The 21,409-nt window shown below is 59.0% G+C and carries 20 protein-coding genes; 8 read left to right on the top strand and 12 right to left on the bottom strand.

Translation table 11 applies throughout. From position 1 onward, the window contains the following. Nucleotides 1-13: 13 nt before the first annotated feature. Nucleotides 14-763, top strand: a complete 750-nt coding sequence (locus JZY08_RS10355; protein ID WP_137038058.1) for a DUF2076 domain-containing protein — start codon at nt 14-16, stop codon at nt 761-763. Between the two features lie 25 nt (nt 764-788). Here the strand turns inward: JZY08_RS10355 and queF are convergent, their stop codons facing one another. The 4 genes from queF to JZY08_RS10375 all read right to left on the bottom strand — a co-directional run bounded on the left by queF (nt 789) and on the right by JZY08_RS10375 (nt 3,932). Then, entirely contained in the window at nt 789-1,253 is a 465-nt protein-coding gene (gene queF, locus JZY08_RS10360) for a preQ(1) synthase (RefSeq protein ID WP_065655680.1), read from the bottom strand. Between the two features lie 17 nt (nt 1,254-1,270). Then, nucleotides 1,271-2,173: a cation diffusion facilitator family transporter gene (locus JZY08_RS10365; RefSeq protein ID WP_216330082.1), complete on the bottom strand. Its 903-nt coding sequence runs from the start codon at nt 2,171-2,173 to the stop codon at nt 1,271-1,273. 155 nt (nt 2,174-2,328) lie between these two features. Continuing rightward, nucleotides 2,329-2,757: a glyoxalase superfamily protein gene (locus JZY08_RS10370; RefSeq protein WP_216330083.1), complete on the bottom strand. Its 429-nt coding sequence runs from the start codon at nt 2,755-2,757 to the stop codon at nt 2,329-2,331. Nucleotides 2,758-2,825: 68 nt separating this feature from the next. Continuing rightward, a complete protein-coding gene (locus tag JZY08_RS10375) occupies nt 2,826-3,932 on the bottom strand; it encodes a branched-chain amino acid ABC transporter substrate-binding protein (RefSeq protein WP_003494532.1) in 1,107 nt (368 codons plus the stop codon). Between the two features lie 285 nt (nt 3,933-4,217). Between JZY08_RS10375 and JZY08_RS10380 the strand changes: the two genes are divergently transcribed. Continuing rightward, nucleotides 4,218-5,393: a DUF3095 domain-containing protein gene (locus tag JZY08_RS10380; protein WP_216330084.1), complete on the top strand. Its 1,176-nt coding sequence runs from the start codon at nt 4,218-4,220 to the stop codon at nt 5,391-5,393. A gap of 154 nt (nt 5,394-5,547) precedes the next feature. On the opposite strand, the gene JZY08_RS10385 is transcribed toward JZY08_RS10380, so the two are convergent. The 4 genes from JZY08_RS10385 to JZY08_RS10400 all read right to left on the bottom strand — a co-directional run bounded on the left by JZY08_RS10385 (nt 5,548) and on the right by JZY08_RS10400 (nt 9,450). Continuing rightward, nucleotides 5,548-5,868, bottom strand: a complete 321-nt coding sequence (locus JZY08_RS10385; RefSeq protein WP_003524068.1) for a helix-turn-helix transcriptional regulator — start codon at nt 5,866-5,868, stop codon at nt 5,548-5,550. Nucleotides 5,869-6,412: 544 nt separating this feature from the next. After that, on the bottom strand, nt 6,413-7,459 hold the full coding sequence (choV, locus tag JZY08_RS10390; RefSeq protein WP_003494526.1) for a choline ABC transporter ATP-binding protein: 1,047 nt from the start codon (nt 7,457-7,459) through the stop codon (nt 6,413-6,415). Next, on the bottom strand, nt 7,456-8,307 hold the full coding sequence (gene choW / locus JZY08_RS10395) for a choline ABC transporter permease subunit (protein WP_216330085.1): 852 nt from the start codon (nt 8,305-8,307) through the stop codon (nt 7,456-7,458). Before choW ends, choV begins: the two co-directional genes overlap by 4 nt. A 189-nt stretch (nt 8,308-8,496) precedes the next feature. Further along, nucleotides 8,497-9,450: a choline ABC transporter substrate-binding protein gene (locus tag JZY08_RS10400; RefSeq protein WP_035242111.1), complete on the bottom strand. Its 954-nt coding sequence runs from the start codon at nt 9,448-9,450 to the stop codon at nt 8,497-8,499. A gap of 335 nt (nt 9,451-9,785) precedes the next feature. On the opposite strand from JZY08_RS10400, the gene JZY08_RS10405 reads away from it, so the two are divergent. The 3 genes from JZY08_RS10405 (at nt 9,786) to JZY08_RS10415 (ending at nt 12,369) form a co-directional block, all read left to right on the top strand. Then, nucleotides 9,786-10,367, top strand: a complete 582-nt coding sequence (locus tag JZY08_RS10405) for a thymidine kinase (RefSeq protein WP_216330086.1) — start codon at nt 9,786-9,788, stop codon at nt 10,365-10,367. A gap of 155 nt (nt 10,368-10,522) precedes the next feature. Further along, entirely contained in the window at nt 10,523-10,975 is a 453-nt protein-coding gene (locus tag JZY08_RS10410) for a pseudoazurin (protein ID WP_216330087.1), read from the top strand. 236 nt (nt 10,976-11,211) lie between these two features. Further along, complete coding sequence (locus JZY08_RS10415) at nt 11,212-12,369, top strand: DUF2333 family protein (RefSeq protein ID WP_082182751.1); 1,158 nt, start codon at nt 11,212-11,214, stop codon at nt 12,367-12,369. A gap of 26 nt (nt 12,370-12,395) precedes the next feature. Here JZY08_RS10415 and JZY08_RS10420 read toward each other — a convergent pair whose 3' ends face one another. Continuing rightward, on the bottom strand, nt 12,396-13,112 hold the full coding sequence (locus JZY08_RS10420) for a LuxR family transcriptional regulator (protein WP_216330088.1): 717 nt from the start codon (nt 13,110-13,112) through the stop codon (nt 12,396-12,398). A 100-nt stretch (nt 13,113-13,212) separates the two neighbouring features. Continuing rightward, nucleotides 13,213-13,734, bottom strand: coding sequence for a TIGR00645 family protein (locus JZY08_RS10425; RefSeq protein WP_003494509.1), 522 nt, complete (start codon nt 13,732-13,734; stop codon nt 13,213-13,215). Nucleotides 13,735-14,138: 404 nt separating this feature from the next. Here JZY08_RS10425 and JZY08_RS10430 point away from each other — a divergent pair, with 404 nt between their 5' ends. Next, on the top strand, nt 14,139-16,355 hold the full coding sequence (locus tag JZY08_RS10430) for a TonB-dependent hemoglobin/transferrin/lactoferrin family receptor (RefSeq protein WP_216330089.1): 2,217 nt from the start codon (nt 14,139-14,141) through the stop codon (nt 16,353-16,355). Between the two features lie 54 nt (nt 16,356-16,409). On the opposite strand, the gene JZY08_RS10435 is transcribed toward JZY08_RS10430, so the two are convergent. After that, nucleotides 16,410-17,330 (bottom strand): extensin family protein, encoded by a 921-nt coding sequence (locus JZY08_RS10435; RefSeq protein ID WP_216330090.1) that lies wholly within the window; start codon nt 17,328-17,330, stop codon nt 16,410-16,412. A gap of 282 nt (nt 17,331-17,612) precedes the next feature. Here JZY08_RS10435 and JZY08_RS10440 point away from each other — a divergent pair, with 282 nt between their 5' ends. Further along, on the top strand, nt 17,613-19,802 hold the full coding sequence (locus tag JZY08_RS10440; protein WP_216330091.1) for an anthranilate synthase: 2,190 nt from the start codon (nt 17,613-17,615) through the stop codon (nt 19,800-19,802). After that, nucleotides 19,802-20,311, top strand: coding sequence for a GNAT family N-acetyltransferase (locus tag JZY08_RS10445; RefSeq protein ID WP_216331545.1), 510 nt, complete (start codon nt 19,802-19,804; stop codon nt 20,309-20,311). The genes JZY08_RS10440 and JZY08_RS10445 overlap by 1 nt, the downstream gene beginning before the upstream one ends. On the opposite strand, the gene JZY08_RS10450 is transcribed toward JZY08_RS10445, so the two are convergent. Next, entirely contained in the window at nt 20,308-21,255 is a 948-nt protein-coding gene (locus JZY08_RS10450) for an HD-GYP domain-containing protein (protein ID WP_003494502.1), read from the bottom strand. The two genes, JZY08_RS10445 and JZY08_RS10450, sit on opposite strands and share 4 nt — an antisense overlap. Between the last annotated feature and the right edge of the window lie 154 nt (nt 21,256-21,409).

The following is a 21,409-nucleotide window of genomic DNA, read 5'->3' on the forward strand; positions in this document are numbered from 1 at the left end:
AAGGAGGCAGCATATGTCACCGGAAGAAAGCCAGCTTCTCAAGGCCCTGTTCGACAGGACCAGAACCGCATCCGCCACCCCGCGTGACCGCGAGGCGGAAACATTGATCGCAGACGCCGTGCGCGATCAGCCCGCAGCCCCCTATTATCTTGCCCAGGCGGTCATCGTTCAGGAAAAGGGTCTGGAGGCGGCGGCAGCTCACATCAAGCAGCTCGAAGACCGTATCCACGCGCTGGAAAGCGGCAATGCCGCCCCGCAGGCGGCCGCACAGGGCGGTTTTCTAAGTTCGATCTTCGGCACCGGCCAGCCACAACCACCTGCACCGACGCCTGCCGCGCCGACCACGCAAACTTCCTGGCGTAACGACACCGCCGGCCAGACGGCTGGTCCCTGGGGCTCACCCGCCGGTCAGCAACCGGCCGGCCCCTGGAGCCAGCAGCCGGCAGCATTCGGACGGTCGTCCGGTGGCGGCTTTCTGCAGGGCGCGCTCGGCACCGCAGCCGGCGTTGCCGGCGGCATGCTGCTTGCCAACTCGCTGAGCGGAATTTTCGGCAGCCACATGTCGTCGCTTGGGCTCGGCTCTCCCTTTGGCGGGAGCAATGCTGCGGGCAATGCCCCGGTCGAGGAAACCGTCATCAATAATTATTATGGCGACGGCGCGAGCCCGCAGAACAACAATGATGACGATATCCAGCAGGCCGATGCCGACGACAGCGCCGACGATGCGGATTTCGATTCAGGCGACGACGGTTCGTTCGCCTGAACGTTAAGCTTTCTGAAAAGCCGGATCAGCCACGGCCGCGATAGGTCGGGACACCCTGATCCGGCAGCCACACGCCCTCGGGCACCGGACCGGTCTGCCAGAAGACGTCGATCGGAATGCCGCCGCGCGGATACCAGTAGGCGCCGATCCGCAGCCATTTCGGCTGCAACAGCTCCACCAGCCGCCTCGCAATATAGACCGAGCAATCCTCGTGGAATGCGCCGTGATTGCGGAAGGATTGCAGGAAAAGCTTCAGCGACTTCGATTCCACCAGAAAATCGCCGGCAATATAGTCGATGACGATATGGGCGAAATCCGGCTGGCCGGTCATCGGGCAAAGCGAGGTGAATTCGGGCGCGGTGAAACGCACCACGTAATCGGTGCCGGCATTGCCGTTCGGCACCTTCTCGAGAACGGCCTTTTCCGGGCTCTCGGGCGTATCGACCTTCGTGCCCAGCTGCGACAGGCCGGAAACATCCGTCACGGACATGGAAAACTCCTGCTTATTCAAACAATCACTTTGACGCCATGCGCCTTTTCGCCTTCCGGCTCGACGTGAATGGCAAGGCTTGCGCCCGGTATGACGTCCCTTATGGCATCTTCAAGGCGGTCGCAAATATCGTGCGCCGCCCGCACCGTCATCGTTGCGGGAACAACAACGTGAAAATCGATGAAGGCGGCTGAACCTGCACGGCGCGTCCTGAGATCATGCACGCCGATGACGCCACCCGAATTCTCGGCGATCGCCTTCTTGATCGCCTCGTCCTCCTCCGGCTCCACGGCCCGGTCCATCAGCCCGCCAAGCGAATGCAGAATGACCTTGGAACCCTGAAACAGAATGTTGATGGCCACGAGAATGGCGAGCAGCGGGTCGAGAATGGCATAACCCGTCAGAAGGGCAAGAACGAGGCCGACAAGAACGCCCGCAGACGTCACGACATCCGACATGATGTGATGACCGTCGGCCGCAAGCGCCGGCGAAGCATATTTTCTGCCGACGCGGATCAGGGTCGTGGCCCAGACGGCGTTGATGATGCCCGCCGTCGCGTTGATGGCGAGACCGAGAACCGGCGCTTCCGGCAGTCTTGGATTGAAGAGACCGCCCCAGGCTTCCTGTACGATCAGAAGTGCGGCAACAACGATCAGCACGCCTTCCACGACGGCGGAGATATATTCCGCCTTATGGTGGCCAAACTGGTGATCGTCGTCAGCAGGCTTCTGCGCGTAGCGAATGACGAAATAGGCAATGAAGGCCGCGACCACATTGACGGTCGATTCCAGACCATCGGACAGCAGCGCCACCGACCCCGTGACCCACCAGGCCACGAGCTTGAGACCCAGCACGCCGAAAGAAAGTGGAATGCCCCAGAATGCGAGCCTCCTTACCAGTGCATTGCCTTCACTGTTCATTTTTGCCCCCGTGCGGATGCGAACGAATTGCAGAACCGACTGCCAAAACGCACGAACCGCGCGCACGGGTTTCCGTGCACGCGGTTCGTTATTTGCGTTTTCTATCGTTCAAACCGCCGCCAAGGTCAAGACCCAGAAGGTCACGTCCCAAGACGTCACTTCTCGCTTTTCTGTTCGCAGAAACGGATGCGGTTGCCGAATGGGTCGATGACTTCCATCACATCACCCCATGGCAGTTCTTCCACCCCCGGCTTCAGGAAGCGATAGTCTTTTCCAGCCAGTTCCTTCTGAAAGGCGTGAACGCCCTGCATGGTGGCGAAGATGTTGGAACCGGGCGTCGCGTCGCCGTGATGGCCGCTGAGGTGGAGCCCCATTTCAGCCCGGGAAACCTGCATATAGAGCGGAAAGTTCTCACCGAAACGATGTTCCCAGTCCACCTTGAAACCGAGAAAATCGACGTAGAATTCCCGTGCCTTGGCCTCGTCGAAAATCCTGAGGATCGGGAATATCTGCGCAAATCCGATTTCCGGGCGGTCTTCGGTGCCCGTTGCGCGCGCATCCGGGGCGTTGTGGTCGTTGCCCATTCTGCATATCCCTTTCCAGGCAGTAGAAACGGTACCGGCCGCAACAGGTGCGGCCGGTACTTATCGCCTTATTCGGCTGCGACGATCTTGCCATCCTGCCACTTGTAGAGCGAGAAGGCCTGCGACGACAGGTCGCCATTCTCGCCATAGGTGACCTTGCCGATTGCCGTTGCAAAAGCATCGCCGCTCTTCAGAGCCGTGGCGACCGCTTCAGAGTCCTTGGCGCTTCCAGCCTTTTCGATGCCGGCCTTCAGCACTTCGACGGCGGCGTAAGCGTTAAGGGTGAAGGCTTCGGCCGGAATGTTGGCAGCCTTCAGCGCCTCGGCAGCAGCCTTGGAATCGTCGTTCTTCAAAGCGTCGGAAGCATTGGTGAAGATCGTGCCTTCGCCAGCCTTCGAACCGATGTTCCAGAACTCGCTGTTCGAGAGGCCGTCACCGCCGATAACGGCAGCCTTGGCGCCGATATCGTTCAGCTGGCGCACCAGAAGACCGGCTTCCGGGTGGTAGCCGCCGAAATAGACGATGTCGACATTTTCGGATTTCAGACGGGCCGTCAACGCGCCGAGATCCTTTTCACCAGGCGTCAGGGCATCGTAGAGAACTTCGGTAACGCCACCGGCATTCAGCGTCGTCTTGAAAGCATCCGCCAGGCCCTTGCCGTAAGCGCCCTTGTCGTGAATGATGGCGATCTTCTTGTCCTTGAGGTTGCCAAGAACGTATTTTGCTGCAACTTCTGCCTGCTGGTCGTCACGGCCGCAGGTGCGGAAGACGTTGGCAAGGCCACGGCTCGTCAGGCCCGGCGCGGTCGCCGTCGGCGTGATCATCAGGACGCCGTTTTCAGCAAAGACATCCGATGCCGGAATGGCAACGCCTGACGTCACCGGACCGACGACGAAATGAATGCCTTCGGCGACGAGCTGGTTGGCAGCGGAAACGCCCTGCTTCGGCTCACCGCCGTCATCGGCAAGCTTCAGGACGACCTGTTCTCCGAGAATGCCGCCCTTCTTGTTGATTTCATTGACTGCCGTCTGAGCGCCGTTCTTAACCTGGTCGCCATAGGCAGCGACAGGACCGGTAAGAGGCGCAATCAGGCCGATGACGATTTCGGCATGGGCAAGTGGTGCGAATGCGAAGGACGCTGCGAGCGTCACGCTGGTCAATGTCTTCAGTTTCATCCTGGTGTCTCCTTGGATAGGGGGTCTCAGCCCCGATGAGCGCCTTGGGCGTCGACCGAGTGAAACTATCGGACGCCTCCCGGCGAAAACCCGTTCCATGTTTGAATTCCGAGCCTTCAACTCAACTCATACGGAAGGTTTGATGATTTATGCAAGTCACCTTTGCTGGATAAGGTCTATTCCCGGTAAATCAATCGCGAAGCCGGCCATGATCGCGTCGTTTGAACGGCGGATCGCCATAGCGTAAATGCGTTGCGTTTGGCCGCCGCTGGGAGATAATACGCCATGATCGCAGCAGACGACGAATTTCTGACGGGCCTGCCCGTCTTCCGGCATTTTGAAGATGTGGCCGACCCGGCGCATTATCGCGCCCTGCCGCCGGGATGGGCGCTGGCGATTGCCGACATCATCGATTCGACTTCGGCGATCGGCACCGGCAGATACAAGGCCGTCAACATGGCGGGCGCCGCCGTCATTTCAAGCATCTCCAACAGCCTTGGGCGCCATGACCTGCCCTTCGTCTTCGGCGGCGATGGCGCCGCCGTTGCGGTGCCGCCAGATGGGCTCCCGGTCGCAGGCGCCGCGCTTTCCAATGTGCAGCGCTGGGTGAAGGATGACCTCAGCCTTGCAATGCGGGTAGCGCTGGTTCCGATAGAGGACATCCGCAAGAACGGCTTCGATATTCGCGTCGCCCGCTTCCAGGCAAGCGAGGACGTCTCCTATGCGATGTTTTCGGGCGGCGGCAACAGCTGGGCGGAAGCGCGGATGAAGGAAGAGCAATACACCCTGCCCGCCGCTGCCGCGGGCGGGCGGCCGGACCTGACCGGCCTTTCCTGCCGTTGGAACCCTATTCCGGCGACCCATGGCAAGGTGGTGTCGGTCATTGCCGTGCCGGGCCCCTCACGGGATATGCCTGCATTCCGCCAGCTCGTCATCGATCTTGTCGATCTGGCTGAACAGGATGCAAGACATGGCCATCCCGTGCCGGAGGATGGGCCGAAACTCGGCTTCGTGCGGGAAGGGCTCGGTCTCGAAGCCCGGGCAGGTGCGGATTATCACGATAGCTGGGGCAAGATGCGCCGCTCGCTTCGCATTCTCGGCGAAAGCTTCCTCGTCAATCTCCTCGGCTTGACGGGATTGTCGCTCGGGCGTTTCAACGCGGATCGCTACAGGCGCTCGGTCGCCAGCAACACCGATTTCAGGAAATTCGATGACGGCCTGAAGATGACGGTGGATATAGACGTCACCCGGCTCGAAAAAATCCGCGCGCGGCTGGAATTGGGCCGCCTCTCCGGAACCTGTTATTTTGGCTTGCACGAGCAGGACGCCGCATTGATGACATGCATCGTGCCCTCCCCGCTATCGAAGGACCACATGCATTTCGTGGACGGCGCGGACGGCGGTTATGCCGCAGCGGCGAGCCGGCTCAAGCAGCAGATGCTGGCCGCCTCACAACCCTGAAGACAGCGCCGGCCGGAGGCCCCATCTCTCTTTGTCGTTTGTCGGATCATCTTTCCCGGCCCAATGCGGACGATGGGCCAGAAAACGAAAAACCGGCGTCGTGCGCCGGTTTCAACGGATTGAGGCCGCCGGGCCTTGAAATATGGCCGTGGGATCAGGCGGCGGTCTTGCTGCTCTTCTGCGCCTGGCAATAAATTTCCTCGAGGGAAGCGAGGATCTTTTTGACGGATTCGGAATTGCTGGAATAATAGATGGTCTGCGCATCCCGTCGTGTCTTCACCAGCCGCTGCGCACGCAATTTCGAAAGATGCTGCGATAGAGCGGACTGGCTGAGACCAACCTGTGAGGCGAGAACACCGACCGGCACTTCCGTATCCACCAGCGTACATAAGATCATCAGGCGCTTGGGATTCGCCATCGCTGAGAGCAAGTCTGCAGCGGCGATGCTATGTTCCGACAGAGATTGGTTATCCATACGCTCAAGTCTCCTGATGACAGTCAAAAAGACGGTCATGGTGGCTATTATAGGTGTTCCAAAAGGTGTTTTTATAATTCGGTGGATACGTTGTATATACCTAAATCTTGCTTATATCGTGTCCCTTTCAAAGACTATTCTTCACTGGTTATTTACTTAAGACACTGTGACCAAATTATCAGCTTTTTGCCTGTTTTTTGTCAATCCAGAAATAAAGATATGTATTAGCGGCAGTATTTATAAGCAACAAACGATCAAAAGTTGAGCGTCGAAATCTTGATTCCCAATGCCGGATTTTAGGGCCGCAATCTTTTACCACCTTAAATTTAGCAGCGAGCAACAGAATCTAGATTAACTTTGCGCAATTTTCTCTAAGTTTGCAATATGATTTTTATTAGTAATTATTTTCATGCATAACTTATGATATCAAAAATATTCTTTGCTACCGTAGGAAGGTATAGCTTTTTACGGCAAGAAACACCTGAAACACAAAAAGGGCCCTCCATGCCGGAAGGCCCTTTCTCATTCCCAGACGGATACAATATTATTTTTTACGGTGGCGCGTCAGGCCGGCTACAACTTCATCCGCTGAAATCGTGCCGACGATCGCGCCATTGTCGACAACGCCGATCGCACCGGAATGTTTAGCCAGCGCATCGAGGATGTCGATCAGCGGTGACGACGGGCGGGCGGTGGCGGCCACATTCAGGCGGCCGTTCCGCTCATCCACACCCGGCTTCATCACGTCGGCGGCGGTCAGCATGGAGATCGGGTTCATGTTCTGCACGAAATCCGCGACATATTGCGTGGCCGGCTGCTTGACGATCTGCTGCGGTGTGCCGCACTGGATGATGTGCCCGCCTTCCATCATGGCGATGCGGTTGCCGATGCGGAAGGCCTCGTCCAGATCGTGGCTGACGAAGAGGATGGTCTTCTTCAACCGGCTTTGAAATTCCAGAAGCTCGTCCTGCAGGCGGCTTCGGATGAGCGGGTCGAGCGCCGAGAACGGTTCGTCCATCAGGAGAATGGGCGCGCCGGTGGCAAAGGCCCGCGCCAGCCCCACGCGCTGCTGCATGCCGCCCGAAAGCTCCCCCACCTTCCGGTCGGCCCAGGCGGACAGGTTTACCAGTTCCAGCTGCTCGGCCACCATGCGCTTGCGCTCGGCTTCCGGCACGCCGGAAAGCTCAAGCCCGAAACCGACATTGTCGGCAACGTTGCGCCAGGGCAGAAGGCCGAATTGCTGGAACACCATGGAGACCGTGTGCATGCGCAGGTCGCGCAGCGCTTTTGCGGTCGAGCGATAGGGGTCAACATAGCCGGACTTGGTCTTCACGCCGACATTGCCGCGCACCACGGGTGCAAGACCGTTGACGGCCCTGAGCAGCGTCGATTTGCCGGAACCGGAAAGCCCCATGAGCACGAGGATTTCGCCCTCCTTCACAGAGAGCGAGGCATTGGCAACGCCGAGAACCAGCCCGGTCTCGGTGTTGATCTCGTCACGCGTGCTGCCCCGGTCTATCATGGGCAGCGCCGCATCGGGCCGGTCACCAAAGACGATATCGACATTTCCGAAGATGATGGCGTCGCTCATAGGTCATCCTCCGCGCCGGGCAGGCGGAACAGCCGGTCGAGAACGATCGCCAGTATGACGATGCACAACCCGGCTTCGAAGCCCATGGCAATGTTGACGGTGTTCAATGCACGCACCACCGGCACGCCAAGGCCATTGGCGCCGACGAGGGCGGAAATGACCACCATCGACAACGACAGCATGATCGTCTGGGTAAGACCCGCCATGATCTGTGGCGCGGCGAAGGGAAGCTCCACTTTACGCAGCACCTGTGATGGTGTCGCGCCAAAGGCAACGGCCGCTTCCACCAGTGCCGGCGGCGTCGAGACGATGCCAAGACGGGTAAGGCGCACGGGTGCCGGTATGGCGAAGATGACGGTGGCGATCAGCCCCGGAACCATGCCGAGACCGAAAAGCACCAGCGCCGGGATGAGATAGACGAAGGTCGGAATGGTTTGCATCAGGTCCAGTACCGGGCGCATGCCGGCATAAATCCACTTGCGCCGCGCCGCCAATATGCCGAGCGGTATGCCGATGATCATGCACACGGCGCTCGCGGCAATAACCAGCGCCCGCGTTTCCGTCGTCGCTTTCCAGTAGCCGAGATTGATGATGAGCAGAAGGCCGAGCGCCGTGAAGACAGGCATGCCGACCGAGCGGCGCGTCCAGGCCGAAAGAGCCGTCAGGATCGCGACGATGACGAGCGGATGCGGCGCCTGCAAAACAAAAAGCAGGGCATTGATGACGCTTTGGAAAATGAAAGAAAGCCAATCGAAGAAAAAAGCGAGATTGCCGGTCAGCCAGTCAATGGCCTCCTTGGCATATCGGCCGACGGGCAGGCGGTTTTCAGGAGCGCTGAGCCATTCCACGGTAGGAAAATACCTTTCGTCAAACAAATGCAGAAACGACGGCCGGCAGCGGGGCTGCCGGGCGCGGTGCTGGCACGTGACCTGCGATGCGACAAATTCGCCGGCTGAGATCACGCATGGGCATCGTTATTTCCAGCTGCAGTCCGGCCTGTCGCACAGGCCAGACGCAGTCATGCATAGTCTTGCGGCTTAAAGGCCCAGGGCCTTCTTCACGGCGGGCAAGGCATCAGCGCTGCCGTCCTTGGTCTTGACATTGGCGAGCCAAGGCTCGATCGCGGCCGGATTTGCCTTCAGCCAGGCGGTTGCGGCAGCTTCGCCTTCCAGACCGTCATTCAGGATCTTGCCCATGATTTCGTTTTCCATGGGCAGGGAAAATTGCAGGTTTTTGAGAAGAACGCCGACATTCGGGCATTCCTCGACGTAACCCTTGCGGACATTGGTGTAGATCGTCGCGCCGCCGAGATTGGGACCGAAGACTTCGTCGCCGCCGGTCAGATAGGTCAGCTTGAAATTCGCATTCATGGGATGCGGCTCCCAGCCGAGGAAGACGATCGGCTCCCCGGATTTTTCCGCCCGCGCAACCTGCGACAGCATGCCCTGCTCGGACGATTCGACCACTTCGAAGGCCTTCAGCCCGAACGTGTCCTTGGCCACCATGTCGAGGATCAGGCGGTTGCCGTCATTGCCGGGCTCGATGCCATAGATCTTGCCGCCGAGATCGCCGCTATGGGCTGCGATGTCCTTGAAATCCTTGATGCCGAGTTCGGCGCCCTTGGCATTGGTCGCAAGCGTATATTTCGCACCCGTCAGGTTTTCACGCAGCGTCTCGACCGACTTGTCCGCACGATAAGGCGCGATATCGCCTTCCATGGTCGGCATCCAGTTGCCGAGGAAAACGTCGATATCCTTGTTCTTCAGCGATGTGTAGGTAACGGGCACCGAGAGAAGTTTGACGTCGGTTTCATAGCCCAGGCTTTTCAGGAGCACCGTGGCGGTTGCCGTCGTGGCGGTGATGTCGGTCCAGCCCACATCGGAGAAACGCACCGTGCCGCAACTTGCCGGCTCCGCGGCACCGGCCGCGCTGAACGTCATGGAGGAGATTGCTGCGGCCAAGGCCAGACAGCGACTTCTATTTGCAAACATTCGCTTGCTCCCTGTTTTTTCGTTCCCTTGCCATTATCAATATCTGCCGGACACAATCAACTCGCGTGCATTTGCGTGCTTTGGCGCACCGTTTGCGACACAACGGTGAAAATAGGCGGTTTCAGCCGTGCAGCGCCGGAAATGATGGGTTGCGGAAATCTGTGTTTTTCCTGCTCCGGCACTTTTCAACCCGCTTCTTCGCCGTCAAAAGACGCACAATGCAGCATCCGCTCATAGACCGGAATCGATTCCGTGAGGCGCGATGTGCCGATTCAATAGGTTGGAGCATTGCTGCAAGGCGTCGAAAAGACGCGAAAGCGCTCCGGGAGTGGATAATGGCAAAACTCTATTTCAATTATGCGGCGATGAACGCCGGCAAATCGACCATGCTGCTGCAGGCTTCCTACAATTATCAGGAGCGCGGCATGCGCACGCTGATTTTCACGGCCGCCTTCGATGACCGGGCTGGCGTTGGCCGGGTCGCCTCGCGCATCGGCCTGTCTTCCGACGCGCGAACCTTCGATGACACCACCGATATTTTCGCCGAAGTATCGGCCCTGCACGCCGAAGCGCCGGTCGCCTGTGTTTTTGTCGATGAAGCCAACTTCCTGTCCGAACACCATGTCTGGCAGCTTGCCGGAATTGCCGACCGGTTGAACATTCCGGTCATGACCTACGGCCTGCGAACGGATTTTCAGGGCAAGCTCTTTCCGGCCTCCAAGGAACTGCTCGCCATTGCCGACGAGCTTCGCGAAATCCGCACCATCTGCCATTGCGGCCGCAAGGCGACGATGGTCGCCCGTTTCGACAACCAGGGCAATGTCGTCAGGGAAGGCGCGCAGATCGATGTCGGCGGCAATGAAAAATATGTGTCCTTCTGCCGCCGCCACTGGGTGGAAACCGTCAAGGGCGAATAGAGTATTTCCAGGAAGCCCCCGGTTCCGTCCGGAAACACTCTAACCCTGCGTCCGGTTGCCGCATTTGATTTTTCGCAAGGATGGTCTCCTGGCTCCTGCGCTAAGACCGCGAAGACACATTCGCGTGGATGTGCTTTCTCCCAGGAGCAAAAGATATGCACAACAAAACTGCCAGAATTGCCAGCCTCGCCATAGCAGCCGGCCTCTTTGCCTTTCCCGCCTTGTCGGCCGAAATCGAGGTGAAGATGCTCAACAAGGGCAGCGACGGCCAGGCGATGGTCTTTGAACCGGCAACCGTCAGGGCAGCCATCGGCGATGTCATCACCTTCGTCCCGGTGGACAAGGGCCATGATGCGGCAGCCGTCAAGGAAATGATCCCGGAGGGTGCCGCCGACTTCAAGGGCAAGATGAACGAGACGGTGAAGGTGACCGTCGACAAGGAAGGCGCCTACGTCATCAAATGCACGCCGCATCTCGGCATGGGCATGGTCGCGCTCGTCGTTGTCGGCGATGCCGCGCCGGCCAATCTGGACGCCGTCAGGAACGGCAAGCTGCCGAAAAAGGCCCGGGACCGGCTGAACGCAGAGATCGCCAAGCTCGGCCTCTAGCAACATCCTGAAGTGTCCGCGACCGGTGATGTTCGGTTAAGCCTGCTGCAAATACCGGAACGCCTGGCGCGGACCACAGGTTGAGAAAAGTTTCGCAATCATGTTGTATCCCGGGTAAGCGGGACATATCTGCAGGACAGTAGATGACCGCGGATTGATGAAGTGCCGGGGACGAGTGGCGCAGCCACGGGTTCCTTCCGGCATCCAGCCCCACGGGCAGAGGAGACCATGACGACATGATCGACCGGATCACCGCTTTGATTCAGGCAGCCTTCAGCGCCATCGGCAGGGCCGCCGGTCTCGTCGTCGCCTGGCTTTTGTGGCCTTTCATGGCCGCCCACGGCTGGTACAGCGGCCGCAACTGGATCATCAAGGGCCCGATCGCTCTGGTGCTCATTCTCCTTGCCGGCTTCTACGGATATTTCGTCTGGCAGACGCAGGTCTGGAGCAATTTCGACCCGGATTACATTTCCCGGTACAAGCTTGCCGAACGCACCGTGCCGCCCGGACAGGAATTGCCGGCCGCGACCCCGGCTGCCGCCGCCGGGGCAACCGGTGCTGCCGCAAACACCTCCGCGCCGGTGTGCCAGCGCTCTGCCATCGTTGATGCCGCTGCCGATCTTACCGATTTCAACGTCAATCAGAACGCGTGGATTTCCTCCATGCTGCTCTATCGTCTCGGCCTCTTCGGCATGGACTGGGACAGCACGCCGTTTCTCGACAACAAGGCGTCCTTCCAGCGCGGCGTGAACCAGGCGGTGCGCCGTACCTCGGTGGAACTGGTGGATACGCTCGGCCGTGTTCGCGGAACCTCCGGCATCAACAACAATCTCCAGGAAGCGCGTGGCAACATGCAGTTCAGCGAATATTCCTGGTATTTCGGCCTTGATCCCTTCGGCCCGAAGACGCCGACACCCAGCTATTATCGCGCCGCCATTCGCAGCCTCCAGGCCTTCAACGGCGAACTTGTCGCCTGCAAGGCCGTCTTCGATACCCGTGCCGACAACCTCATCCAGTTCATCGACCGCATTGCCGGCGATATCGGTTCGACATCCGCCATCCTGCGCGAGCGTTCGGAAAACTATAATGGCGGCTGGTTCGATACCCGTGCTGACGACCGTTTCTGGTTCGCCTATGGCCAGCTCTATGGCTATTACGGCGTGCTTTCCGCCGCAGGATCGGACTTCGCGCAGGTCATCCGCGAACGTAACCTGACCAATCTGTGGAACGACACGCTGCTTCAGACCCGCGCTGCCCTGCGCATCCAGCCGGCGATCATTTCCAACGGCGAGGAAAGCGGCTGGATCATGCCGTCGCACCTTGCCACCATGGGGTTTTACGTTCTGCGGGTGCGCTCGAACCTCGTCGAACTCCGCTCCGTACTCGACCGATAGGTAACGGAGCCGGCCTTGCCGCCGGCTCAGTCTATCAGGCGCTGGCGTATGGCCTTGGCCACCAGTTGCGTTCGGTTGACGCAATCGAGCTTGCGCATGGCGTTGTTCATGTAGGCGTTGACGGTGTGCTCAGAGATGGACAGAAGCTCGGCGATCTCCACCGACGTCTTTCCCTGCGCCGTCCAGCGCACCACCTCGAGTTCGCGTTTCGTCAGGGGCGACGGGCCTTTGGAGCCTGTGCGGCAAAGGCGGTCATAGGCCTCCAGCGCATGCAGCGCGATCATGCCCAGTTCGTTCAGCGACGCCTGTGACAGGGCATCGCGATCACCTGCGAAATTCATCAGATGGCGGTACCCGTTCATGCCGTTTACCGGCACCATGAGACCGGAGGTAATGCCGATGCTGCTGAGCGATGCCCCCGCCTCCATCAGCGTTTCGCAGGCAAGCTCCGCATCGTCGAGCGACCAATATTGCGGCATCATCGATGAGGCGCCGCGCTTGATGACCGGACAGTCGCCGAGCGCACCGTTCTTGGTCATCGCGTTCACGACCCAGACCGGCAGGCTGCTTTCCACAACCGTCGGCAGGGCATGGGCGTTGCCGAAACCCGGCAACCTCAGAAGGGTCACGTGGGAATAGCCGAAAGCCTGCATGACCGCCTGCAGCGCCACCAGCCATTGCTGCCTGTCGGCGGCAGCCGACAGATCACGGCAAAGGCTGTCCTGGCGCTCCGTCTTCAGCATTCAGGCGCCGCCACCGAGTGGGGGCGAGATACCCCGGAGGAGGGAACATACGGCTTCGGCAGACACGGTTTCGACCTTCATAACAAGCGGACCACCTTCATCAAAGCACAGGCTTTTCAGACTTTTCCTTTGGCTTCGCCATCAGTTTTTCCAGAAAACCGAGCATGACCGCCGAAACGACAAAGGCCAGATGAATGATGGTGAACCACATCAGCTGGCTGTCCGTATACTGGCTGGCGTTGAGGAAGATCTGCAGCAGGTGGATCGACGAAATCGCCACGATCGACGACGCGACCTTGATTTTCAGACTGCCCGAGTCAAGCTTGCCCAGAAACGAAACCTCGTCATCCGCCTGATCGAAGCGGCTGACGAAATTCTCGTAGCCGGAGATCATCACCATCACTATGAGGCTCGCAACCAGCGCAGCATCGATCAGCCCGAGCATGGCAAGGATCATGTCCGCTTCATCGTAAGTGAAAACGTTTTTCGCAACCTTCAGGAACTTGAGCGTGAAGGAGAAGGCGTAAACCGCCAGCGCCGCCACGAGCCCGAGATAAAATACAACGAGCAGCCAGCGGCTGGAGAGAATGATCCGCTCGACGAGCAGTTCAAGAGACTTCATTTCCGTATCCGATTAATGATCTGTTTATTGTTGGGGCATTCTTTCTTTCGCCATGTAAACTGGCTGCGAATATCCTAGCAAGCGGCAATGTCGGGACTTTGGCCGCATGGCGGCGTTTTCGCCCCCTATCCAGCGCTTTGCATGCGGCATGATGAAGCGTCACATTTTTGCAACGGACTGTTATGCTTTAAAACATGATGTAAAAAGTCATATATAATATGTTGACAGTTATCATCATGTTTTTTAGTCCTCCCTTATCGGCTCGCCCGTAACAATTCAAAACAGTTTCAGCCGCGACAGCAAGCGCGGCGCGTTTTTGCGCGCCGTGGTTTATGCGCGCGCCTACCCGGGGGTACTTTATGTCCATCTCGCGCACACATTCCGCGCTGCTCTTGTGCACTGCCATGTCTTTTCTGCCCCTTGCCGGGCCAGCGCGGGCGCAGGACGCCGCGTCGCAGGCGAACGGCACCACCACGCTCGAGAAGATCGTGGTCAAGGGCAAGCGTGTGAAGGGTGGCAGCGCTGTAGCCGACACCCCCCTTGCAACGGAAACGACGGCCGCGACGATCGAGAAGAAACAGATCACGAGCATCGAAGATCTGGGCCGCGTCGCACAGCCCGGCGTCTCGTTCAACCGCAGCACGGGTGCTGTCAACATTCGCGGCCTTGAAGGCGACCGTGTTCTGACCACCATTGACGGAATTCCCGTGCGGTATCTGTCCGACGCCACGCGCGGCGCGACCGGCGGCTTGGACTCCTTCAACTTCTCGTCGCTGTCCGCAGTCGACGTTCTGCGCGGTGCAGATTCAAGCCGCGCCGGTTCCGGCGCTCTCGGTGGCGTTCTCGGCTTGCAGACACTGGAGCCCGAAGACCTTATTCAGGAAGGCCGCGATTGGGGCGGCGTAGCCAAATTCACATTCGACAGCGCCGACACCAGCTATGAGCCATCCGTCGCAGTAGCAAAGAAAATCGAGAATACCTCGATCATGTTCCAGGGCGGCTACAAGAAGGGCAAGGAGCGTAAAACCAACGGCAGTGTGGATTCCTACGGTCCGACGCGCACGAAAGCCGATCCCTCGGATTACGATCAGCACAACCTTCTGTTCAAGCTGCGGCAGGATCTGGAAGGCGGCCATCGCATCGGCCTGACGGCCGAAAGTTTCCGCCGCGACCGGGACACCAACTCGAAAATCAACCAGGTTGCCGTGCTGGGTCCCCGCGACAACTACCTGCCCGGTGCTTATTTCACCAACAACGCAACGGCCCGCGACCGCATCTCGCTTGACTATTCCTATGATGCGACCGGCACGGATGGTCTGTTCGACAGCGCCTGGGCGTCGCTTTACTGGCAGAAACAGTCCCGCGAAACTGGCTACAATGGCTACCGCTCGACAACCGTCGTCGGCAATATCAGCCGCCTCAACGACTACGACGAAAACAGCTTCGGCCTTGTCGGCGCTCTGCAGAAGAAATTCGAGACCGGCCAGCTTAATCACGACGTGACGTTTGGCTTCGACCTTTCGAGAAGCACCTCTGAACAATATTCCTCCGGCGTCGACAATTGCCGACTGCCTTATACCGGCGCCTTTGCGGCATGCGCGAACCTCCACACCAACCAGGCCGATACGCCGAAGGTGGATAGCAGCCGGATCGGTTTTTATATCGATGACGAGATCGGCTTCGGCCAAAGCGGCTTCACGCTGACCCCCGGCCTGCGTTTCGACTGGGTGGAGCACACACCCAAAATGACATCGGAATATGCCCGCAACACCAACCGCCCTGCACTCCCGGGCGAGTTCGACGATGTGGCCGTCTCCCCGAAGCTGCGTGCAGGTTATGACGTTTCCGACAAGGTGGAACTCTACGCGCAATGGGCAATGGGTTTCCGCGCACCGAACGCCGGCGAATTGTATAGCGTTTTCGGCGGCCCCGGCACCTACCTGCGGCTCGGCAATCCCAATCTTGAATCGGAAACCAGCAACGGTTTCGAAATTGGCGCCAACCTGGGTGATGAGGACCTCGGCGGTCGCATCAATCTCTTCTACAACCGCTACAAGAACTTCATCGAAACCACCAGCCTCACCGCAAGCCAGGCGGCAGCGCTCGGTTATGATCTGAACAACTACCGTCAAGGCGGCATTACGCGCGGCGTCAATTTGGACCGTGCCCGTATTTACGGTGCCGAACTCTCGGCGCATGTGCGTTTCGACAATGGCTTCAGCCTGCGCGGGGGCCTCGCCTATGCCAATGGCAAGAACCTCGACAATGACACCTTCCTCCAGTCGGTCTCACCGCTGAAGGGTGTCATCAGCGCTGCTTACGACACCGAAACCTGGGGTGTCGGCATCGATTGGATCGCGGCTAACGGCGGACGCGGCAAGGACATCCTCACCAACGGTCAAAGAACATATTTTGCAACGCCGGGTTACGGCATCGTAGACCTGACGGCATGGTACGAACCCGAACAGGTCAAGGGTCTCCGCATCAACGCAGGCATCTACAACGTCTTTGACAAGACGTATTACGACTATGCCACTGCACGCACCGCCGGTTCGCAAGCGAATGAATATTATTCCGAACCGGGCCGCACCTTCAAAATCTCTCTGACCCAGAGGTTCTAACAAGGTCTCAAACAACAACTCCAGTCGGGGCGGCCTTCGGGTCGCCCTTTTTTGTCAGCGGCAGTAGAGATAGTCACCCTTTCGTTCCAGCACGTCGAGATGCAGGTGATCCTGATGGGTGGCGTCGCTGCCGGGGGACAGAACGGTGCGGAAGAACAGGCAGGCGGCGGCTGTAATCGCACGCTGGAAGGCACCCTCCGGCGTTCCATCCTCGCCGCGCGGCTTCATCACCAGCGGCTCTCCCTTGTCGAAGGCGATGGTGGAAATATCCACGGCATTGCCCTTGGCGTGTTCGGAAATCTTGCCGTTTTCCGCACTGTTGCGGTTGCGGCAGATATAGGTCGAGGCATTGGCGATCGCCGTGACCTTTTTCTCTGGCAGGGCAAGCGCCGCCGCAGGCAGCATCATCTCCCTGGTCCAGCGCGATAGCGCAAGCGCGGTCTCGCAGCGCATGGTGCCGGATGGTTCAAGCTTGATGCCCGGCAGGACAACGGAAAGCTCGATCGGCGCTTCAATGCCGCAGCCCTGCTCCTCATCCCGGATCGGTTCAAGCTGCTTGAATTCCGCACCGATTTCTTTCAAGGCGCCGAGGCAAGCCTGCAAAGCGGCCGGGTCTTCCGGCTTCACCGGCTCCACCTGTTTCTCTTCAGGCTTTGCGGCCTCGTCAGCCGGTTTCGGTTGCTCTCCCTCCCTGCTTTCGCCTTCCTTGCGCTCTCCCTCTTTCGTTGCGCCATCGCCGCCTTTACCGGCTGGCAGCTCCTTGCCATCGGGTTGCGGCTCTTTCGGCACCTCGGGTTTGGGAGTGGGCTTTGGCGTTTCGCCCGGCTTTTGCATATCCTTGTCCGCCGGCTTTTCTGCCCCGGCGGGGGCTTGCCCCTCAACCGGTTTCGGTTGCGGCACAGGCACCTGCTGCGGCGGTTCGGAAGCGGAAATCAATACGAGGCTGATCACCAGAAGACACAGACGATGAAGCATTTTGCGGGGCACTCCTGACCGTTTCGGCAGGGCAGGAACGCGGCGGCGGCTGGTAAGGTTCATTCCGCCTTCGGAATCCCCTTGCCAAGGCCAATTGTGCACGCTAACAATTTTCCTATGAACATCGTGTCTATGAACATTGCTAACTGGTGGTGGAGCAGCTTTACGCGGCCTTGACCAGTCATGTCTTCAGACAAAGTCCAAGCCGCCCGAATTTTCAGGCGGCTTTTTTGTTATTCTGCCGCCTGTCATCGGGCCTGAAAAACGGGAAGTGCGAAAGAAATGGTAACGATTATTCAGGATGACGGAGCGGAAACCTACGAGACGAAAGGCGGCATCAAGGTCAGCCGAAAGCGCAGGCCTGCCGATTACGCCAGCGCCATCGACAATTACATCGAGAAGCTCGATTCCCATCGCGGCGCGGTTTTTTCATCCAACTACGAATATCCGGGCCGCTACACGCGCTGGGATACAGCCATTGTCGATCCGCCGCTCGGCATCTCCTGTTTCGGCCGCAAGATGTGGATCGAGGCCTATAATGGCCGCGGTGAAGTGCTGCTTTCCTTCATCACCGAGAAGCTGAAGGCGACGCCCGATCTTACCCTCGGTGCTTCCACCACGCGCCGTCTCGATCTCACCGTCAACGAACCGGACCGTGTCTTCACCGAAGAAGAACGCTCGAAAATCCCGACCGTCTTCACGGCGCTGCGCGCTATCGTCGACCTCTTCTATTCGAATGCGGATTCGGCCATCGGCCTGTTCGGCGCCTTCGGTTACGACCTTGCCTTCCAGTTCGATGCGATCAAGCTGTCGCTGGCGCGCCCGGAAGACCAGCGCGACATGGTTCTGTTCCTGCCCGACGAAATCCTCGTCGTTGACCACTATTCCGCCAAGGCCTGGATCGACCGTTACGATTTCGAAAAGGCCGGCGTGACGACAGACGGCAAGTCTTCGGAGATCACACCCGACCCGTTCAAAACCACCGATACGATCCCGCCCAAGGGCGATCATCGTCCCGGCGAATATTCCGAACTGGTGGTGAAGGCCAAGGAAAGCTTCCGCCGCGGCGATCTGTTCGAAGTCGTCCCCGGCCAGAAATTCATGGAGCGTTGCGAGAGCAATCCGTCGGCCATCTCCCGCCGCCTGAAGGCGATCAATCCCTCGCCCTATTCCTTCTTCATCAATCTCGGCCATCAGGAGTATCTGGTCGGCGCCTCGCCGGAAATGTTCGTGCGCGTCTCCGGCCGCCGCATCGAGACCTGCCCGATATCAGGCACCATCAAGCGCGGTGACGACCCGATTGCCGACAGCGAGCAGATCCTGAAACTGCTGAATTCGAAGAAGGACGAGTCCGAACTCACCATGTGTTCGGATGTGGATCGGAACGACAAGAGCCGCGTCTGCGAGCCGGGTTCGGTGAAGGTCATCGGCCGCCGCCAGATCGAGATGTATTCGCGCCTCATCCACACGGTGGACCACATCGAAGGCCGCCTGCGCGATGACATGGACGCCTTTGACGGTTTCCTCAGCCACGCCTGGGCCGTCACTGTCACCGGTGCGCCGAAACTCTGGGCCATGCGCTTCATCGAAGGCCACGAGAAGAGCCCGCGCGCCTGGTATGGCGGCGCGATCGGCATGGTCGGTTTCAACGGTGACATGAATACGGGGCTGACGCTGCGCACCATCCGCATCAAGGACGGTATCGCGGAAGTCCGCGCCGGTGCGACGCTGCTCAACGATTCCAACCCGCAGGAAGAAGAAGCCGAAACCGAGCTGAAGGCATCCGCCATGATCGCCGCCATTCGCGATGCCAAAGGCACCAACGCCGCCGCCACCAAACGTGATGCCGCCAAGGTGGGCACCGGCGTCACGATCCTGCTCGTCGACCACGAGGACAGTTTCGTGCACACGCTGGCGAATTATTTCCGCCAGACCGGCGCAACGGTGTCGACAGTCAGAACGCCGGTTGCGGCAGAGGTCTTCGATCGCTTCCAGCCCGATCTTGTCGTGCTTTCGCCCGGACCCGGCAGCCCGACGGATTTCGACTGCAAGGCGACGATCAAGGCCGCCCGCGCCCGGGACCTGCCGATCTTCGGCGTCTGCCTCGGCCTTCAGGCTTTGGCGGAAGCCTATGGCGGCGAGCTTCGCCAGCTTGCGGTGCCGATGCACGGCAAGCCCTCACGCATCCGCGTGCTGGAACCGGGCCTCGTCTTCTCCGGTCTCGGCAAGGAAGTGACTGTCGGTCGCTACCACTCGATCTTCGCCGACCCCGCCACCCTTCCGCGTGATTTCATCATCACGGCGGAAAGCGAGGATGGCACGATCATGGGCATCGAACATGCCAAGGAACCGGTGGCCGCCGTTCAGTTCCACCCCGAATCGATCATGACGCTTGGCCAGGACGCCGGCATGCGGATGATCGAAAATGTCGTGGTGCATCTGACCCGCAAGGCGAAAACGAAAGCGGCGTGATGACGGGCGATGGCGTCGTCACAATCGAGCCGATCCGCGCGGAGCACGTTGAAAGCTTTCACCGTGCTCTCGACACGGTGTCGCGCGAACGCAAATATCTGAGCTTTCTGGAGGCTTCGCCGCTTGAAGCGGTGCGCGCTTTCGTTCTCGACATGATCGAAAACGACCATCCGCAATTCGTGGCGATTGCGGATGGCGAAGTGATCGGCTGGTGCGATATTCGCCGTGAAAGTAGACCGACCCATGCTCATCGCGGCGCGCTGGGCATCGGCATTCTGCCGCCGCACCGTGACAGGGGGCTTGGCGCACGGCTTATGGGGCGCGCACTCGATGCGGCCCGCGAACTCGGCCTGCACCGCGTCGAACTCTGCGTGCATGCCGACAATGTAAGGGCGATTGCGCTCTATGAAAAGATCGGCTTCGTGCATGAAGGCCGGGCACGCGACGCCGTTCTGATCGACGGGCACTACACCGACAGCCTGCAGATGGCGGTCATCCTCGGCGATTAACCCCTCGGCAGCGAAGCCGAAATGCACAGTGCGAACTTCTTCAGAAGCTGCGTGTCAAAATGACCTTCCCGGCGCAGCATCCAGGTCAGGGCGTCATTTGCTGTCCACGGCTTCTTGTAGGGACGCACCGAGGTGACCGCGTCATAGACATCGCAGATTGCCGCGATCCGCGCGTAAAGGCTGATTTCGTTTCCGACGCGCCCGCTTGGATAACCGCCGCCATCTATCCGTTCGTGATGATTGAAGCAGACGTCGAGAACCATGGCCGGCATCTGTTCATTGCGTGACAATATATCCCGGCCGAAAGCCGGGTGAAGATTGATGATTTCCCGCTCGCTGGCGCTCAGCCCTTCTGCCTTGTTGAGGATCGACGAGGGAATTTCCACCTTGCCGATATCGTGCAGCAACCCGCTGATGCCGAGCAGATCGACCGTTCCCCTGTCCAGTCCGAGATAATGACCGAAATGGATCATCAATCCACTGACGGAAACCGAATGCACGAAAGTCGTTTCGTCCTTCGATTTCAATCGGGTGACACCGATGAAAATCGCCGGGTTCGACTGGACCGCGTCGGAAATCTTGCCCGCGGCTGAAGCCATGCCCTTCAACGACACACAGCCGCCGGCTTCGGCAACCGCGAATGTCTCTGCGACTGCATCGGCGGCAGAGCGCACGGCATGGGTGACGGCAGCGATCGTTTCGGGGCAATTATCCGGTTTTGGCGCACCGGCTCCGGCCGAACGCGGCCTGCCATCAATGTCGCTACCCTTGGCGGTGTTGATGATGATGCTCTCAGCGCCGCTCAGTTTTAATTGACGCATCAATTCCTCATGCCGCAAAAGGAAACGGTGCCGCCGTAAAAAATCATTGTTCGAAAACGCTCCTTCGACCGCTTCGATAAACATGCCAACAGTCAATTGCTGGGTGGAAATTCGTTTGAGCATCAGACGCTTTTATTTTCCTTCCCGGGGATGGTAACCTCAACCGCTATCTTGGAAACGCCAGCACAGGACCGGCCCGCCCTTAAAGATGAAGTTACACTTTCCCAAAATTATTCAAATGCTGAACTTTAAATATAAGATAACACAAATATGAAAA

This window comes from Rhizobium sp. X9 (genome assembly GCF_018873185.1).
GTDB lineage: Bacteria > Pseudomonadota > Alphaproteobacteria > Rhizobiales > Rhizobiaceae > Agrobacterium > Agrobacterium oryzihabitans.

Excerpts from the sequence above, each read along its gene's own strand:
- JZY08_RS10375 (WP_003494532.1), bottom strand. The coding sequence starts at position 3,932 with ATGAAACTGAAGACATTGACCAGCGTGACGCTCGCAGCGTCCTTCGCA.
- JZY08_RS10440 (WP_216330091.1), top strand. The coding sequence starts at position 17,613 with ATGGTAACGATTATTCAGGATGACGGAGCGGAAACCTACGAGACGAAA.
- JZY08_RS10385 (WP_003524068.1), bottom strand. The coding sequence starts at position 5,868 with ATGGATAACCAATCTCTGTCGGAACATAGCATCGCCGCTGCAGACTTG.
- JZY08_RS10405 (WP_216330086.1), top strand. The coding sequence starts at position 9,786 with ATGGCAAAACTCTATTTCAATTATGCGGCGATGAACGCCGGCAAATCG.
- JZY08_RS10430 (WP_216330089.1), top strand. The coding sequence starts at position 14,139 with ATGTCTTTTCTGCCCCTTGCCGGGCCAGCGCGGGCGCAGGACGCCGCG.
- JZY08_RS10415 (WP_082182751.1), top strand. The coding sequence starts at position 11,212 with ATGATCGACCGGATCACCGCTTTGATTCAGGCAGCCTTCAGCGCCATC.
- JZY08_RS10365 (WP_216330082.1), bottom strand. The coding sequence starts at position 2,173 with ATGAACAGTGAAGGCAATGCACTGGTAAGGAGGCTCGCATTCTGGGGC.
- JZY08_RS10420 (WP_216330088.1), bottom strand. The coding sequence starts at position 13,112 with ATGCTGAAGACGGAGCGCCAGGACAGCCTTTGCCGTGATCTGTCGGCT.
- JZY08_RS10425 (WP_003494509.1), bottom strand. The coding sequence starts at position 13,734 with ATGAAGTCTCTTGAACTGCTCGTCGAGCGGATCATTCTCTCCAGCCGC.
- queF (WP_065655680.1), bottom strand. The coding sequence starts at position 1,253 with ATGTCCGTGACGGATGTTTCCGGCCTGTCGCAGCTGGGCACGAAGGTC.
- choV (WP_003494526.1), bottom strand. The coding sequence starts at position 7,459 with ATGAGCGACGCCATCATCTTCGGAAATGTCGATATCGTCTTTGGTGAC.
- JZY08_RS10370 (WP_216330083.1), bottom strand. The coding sequence starts at position 2,757 with ATGGGCAACGACCACAACGCCCCGGATGCGCGCGCAACGGGCACCGAA.
- JZY08_RS10355 (WP_137038058.1), top strand. The coding sequence starts at position 14 with ATGTCACCGGAAGAAAGCCAGCTTCTCAAGGCCCTGTTCGACAGGACC.
- JZY08_RS10435 (WP_216330090.1), bottom strand. The coding sequence starts at position 17,330 with ATGCTTCATCGTCTGTGTCTTCTGGTGATCAGCCTCGTATTGATTTCC.
- JZY08_RS10410 (WP_216330087.1), top strand. The coding sequence starts at position 10,523 with ATGCACAACAAAACTGCCAGAATTGCCAGCCTCGCCATAGCAGCCGGC.
- JZY08_RS10380 (WP_216330084.1), top strand. The coding sequence starts at position 4,218 with ATGATCGCAGCAGACGACGAATTTCTGACGGGCCTGCCCGTCTTCCGG.
- JZY08_RS10445 (WP_216331545.1), top strand. The coding sequence starts at position 19,802 with ATGACGGGCGATGGCGTCGTCACAATCGAGCCGATCCGCGCGGAGCAC.
- JZY08_RS10400 (WP_035242111.1), bottom strand. The coding sequence starts at position 9,450 with ATGTTTGCAAATAGAAGTCGCTGTCTGGCCTTGGCCGCAGCAATCTCC.
- JZY08_RS10450 (WP_003494502.1), bottom strand. The coding sequence starts at position 21,255 with ATGCTCAAACGAATTTCCACCCAGCAATTGACTGTTGGCATGTTTATC.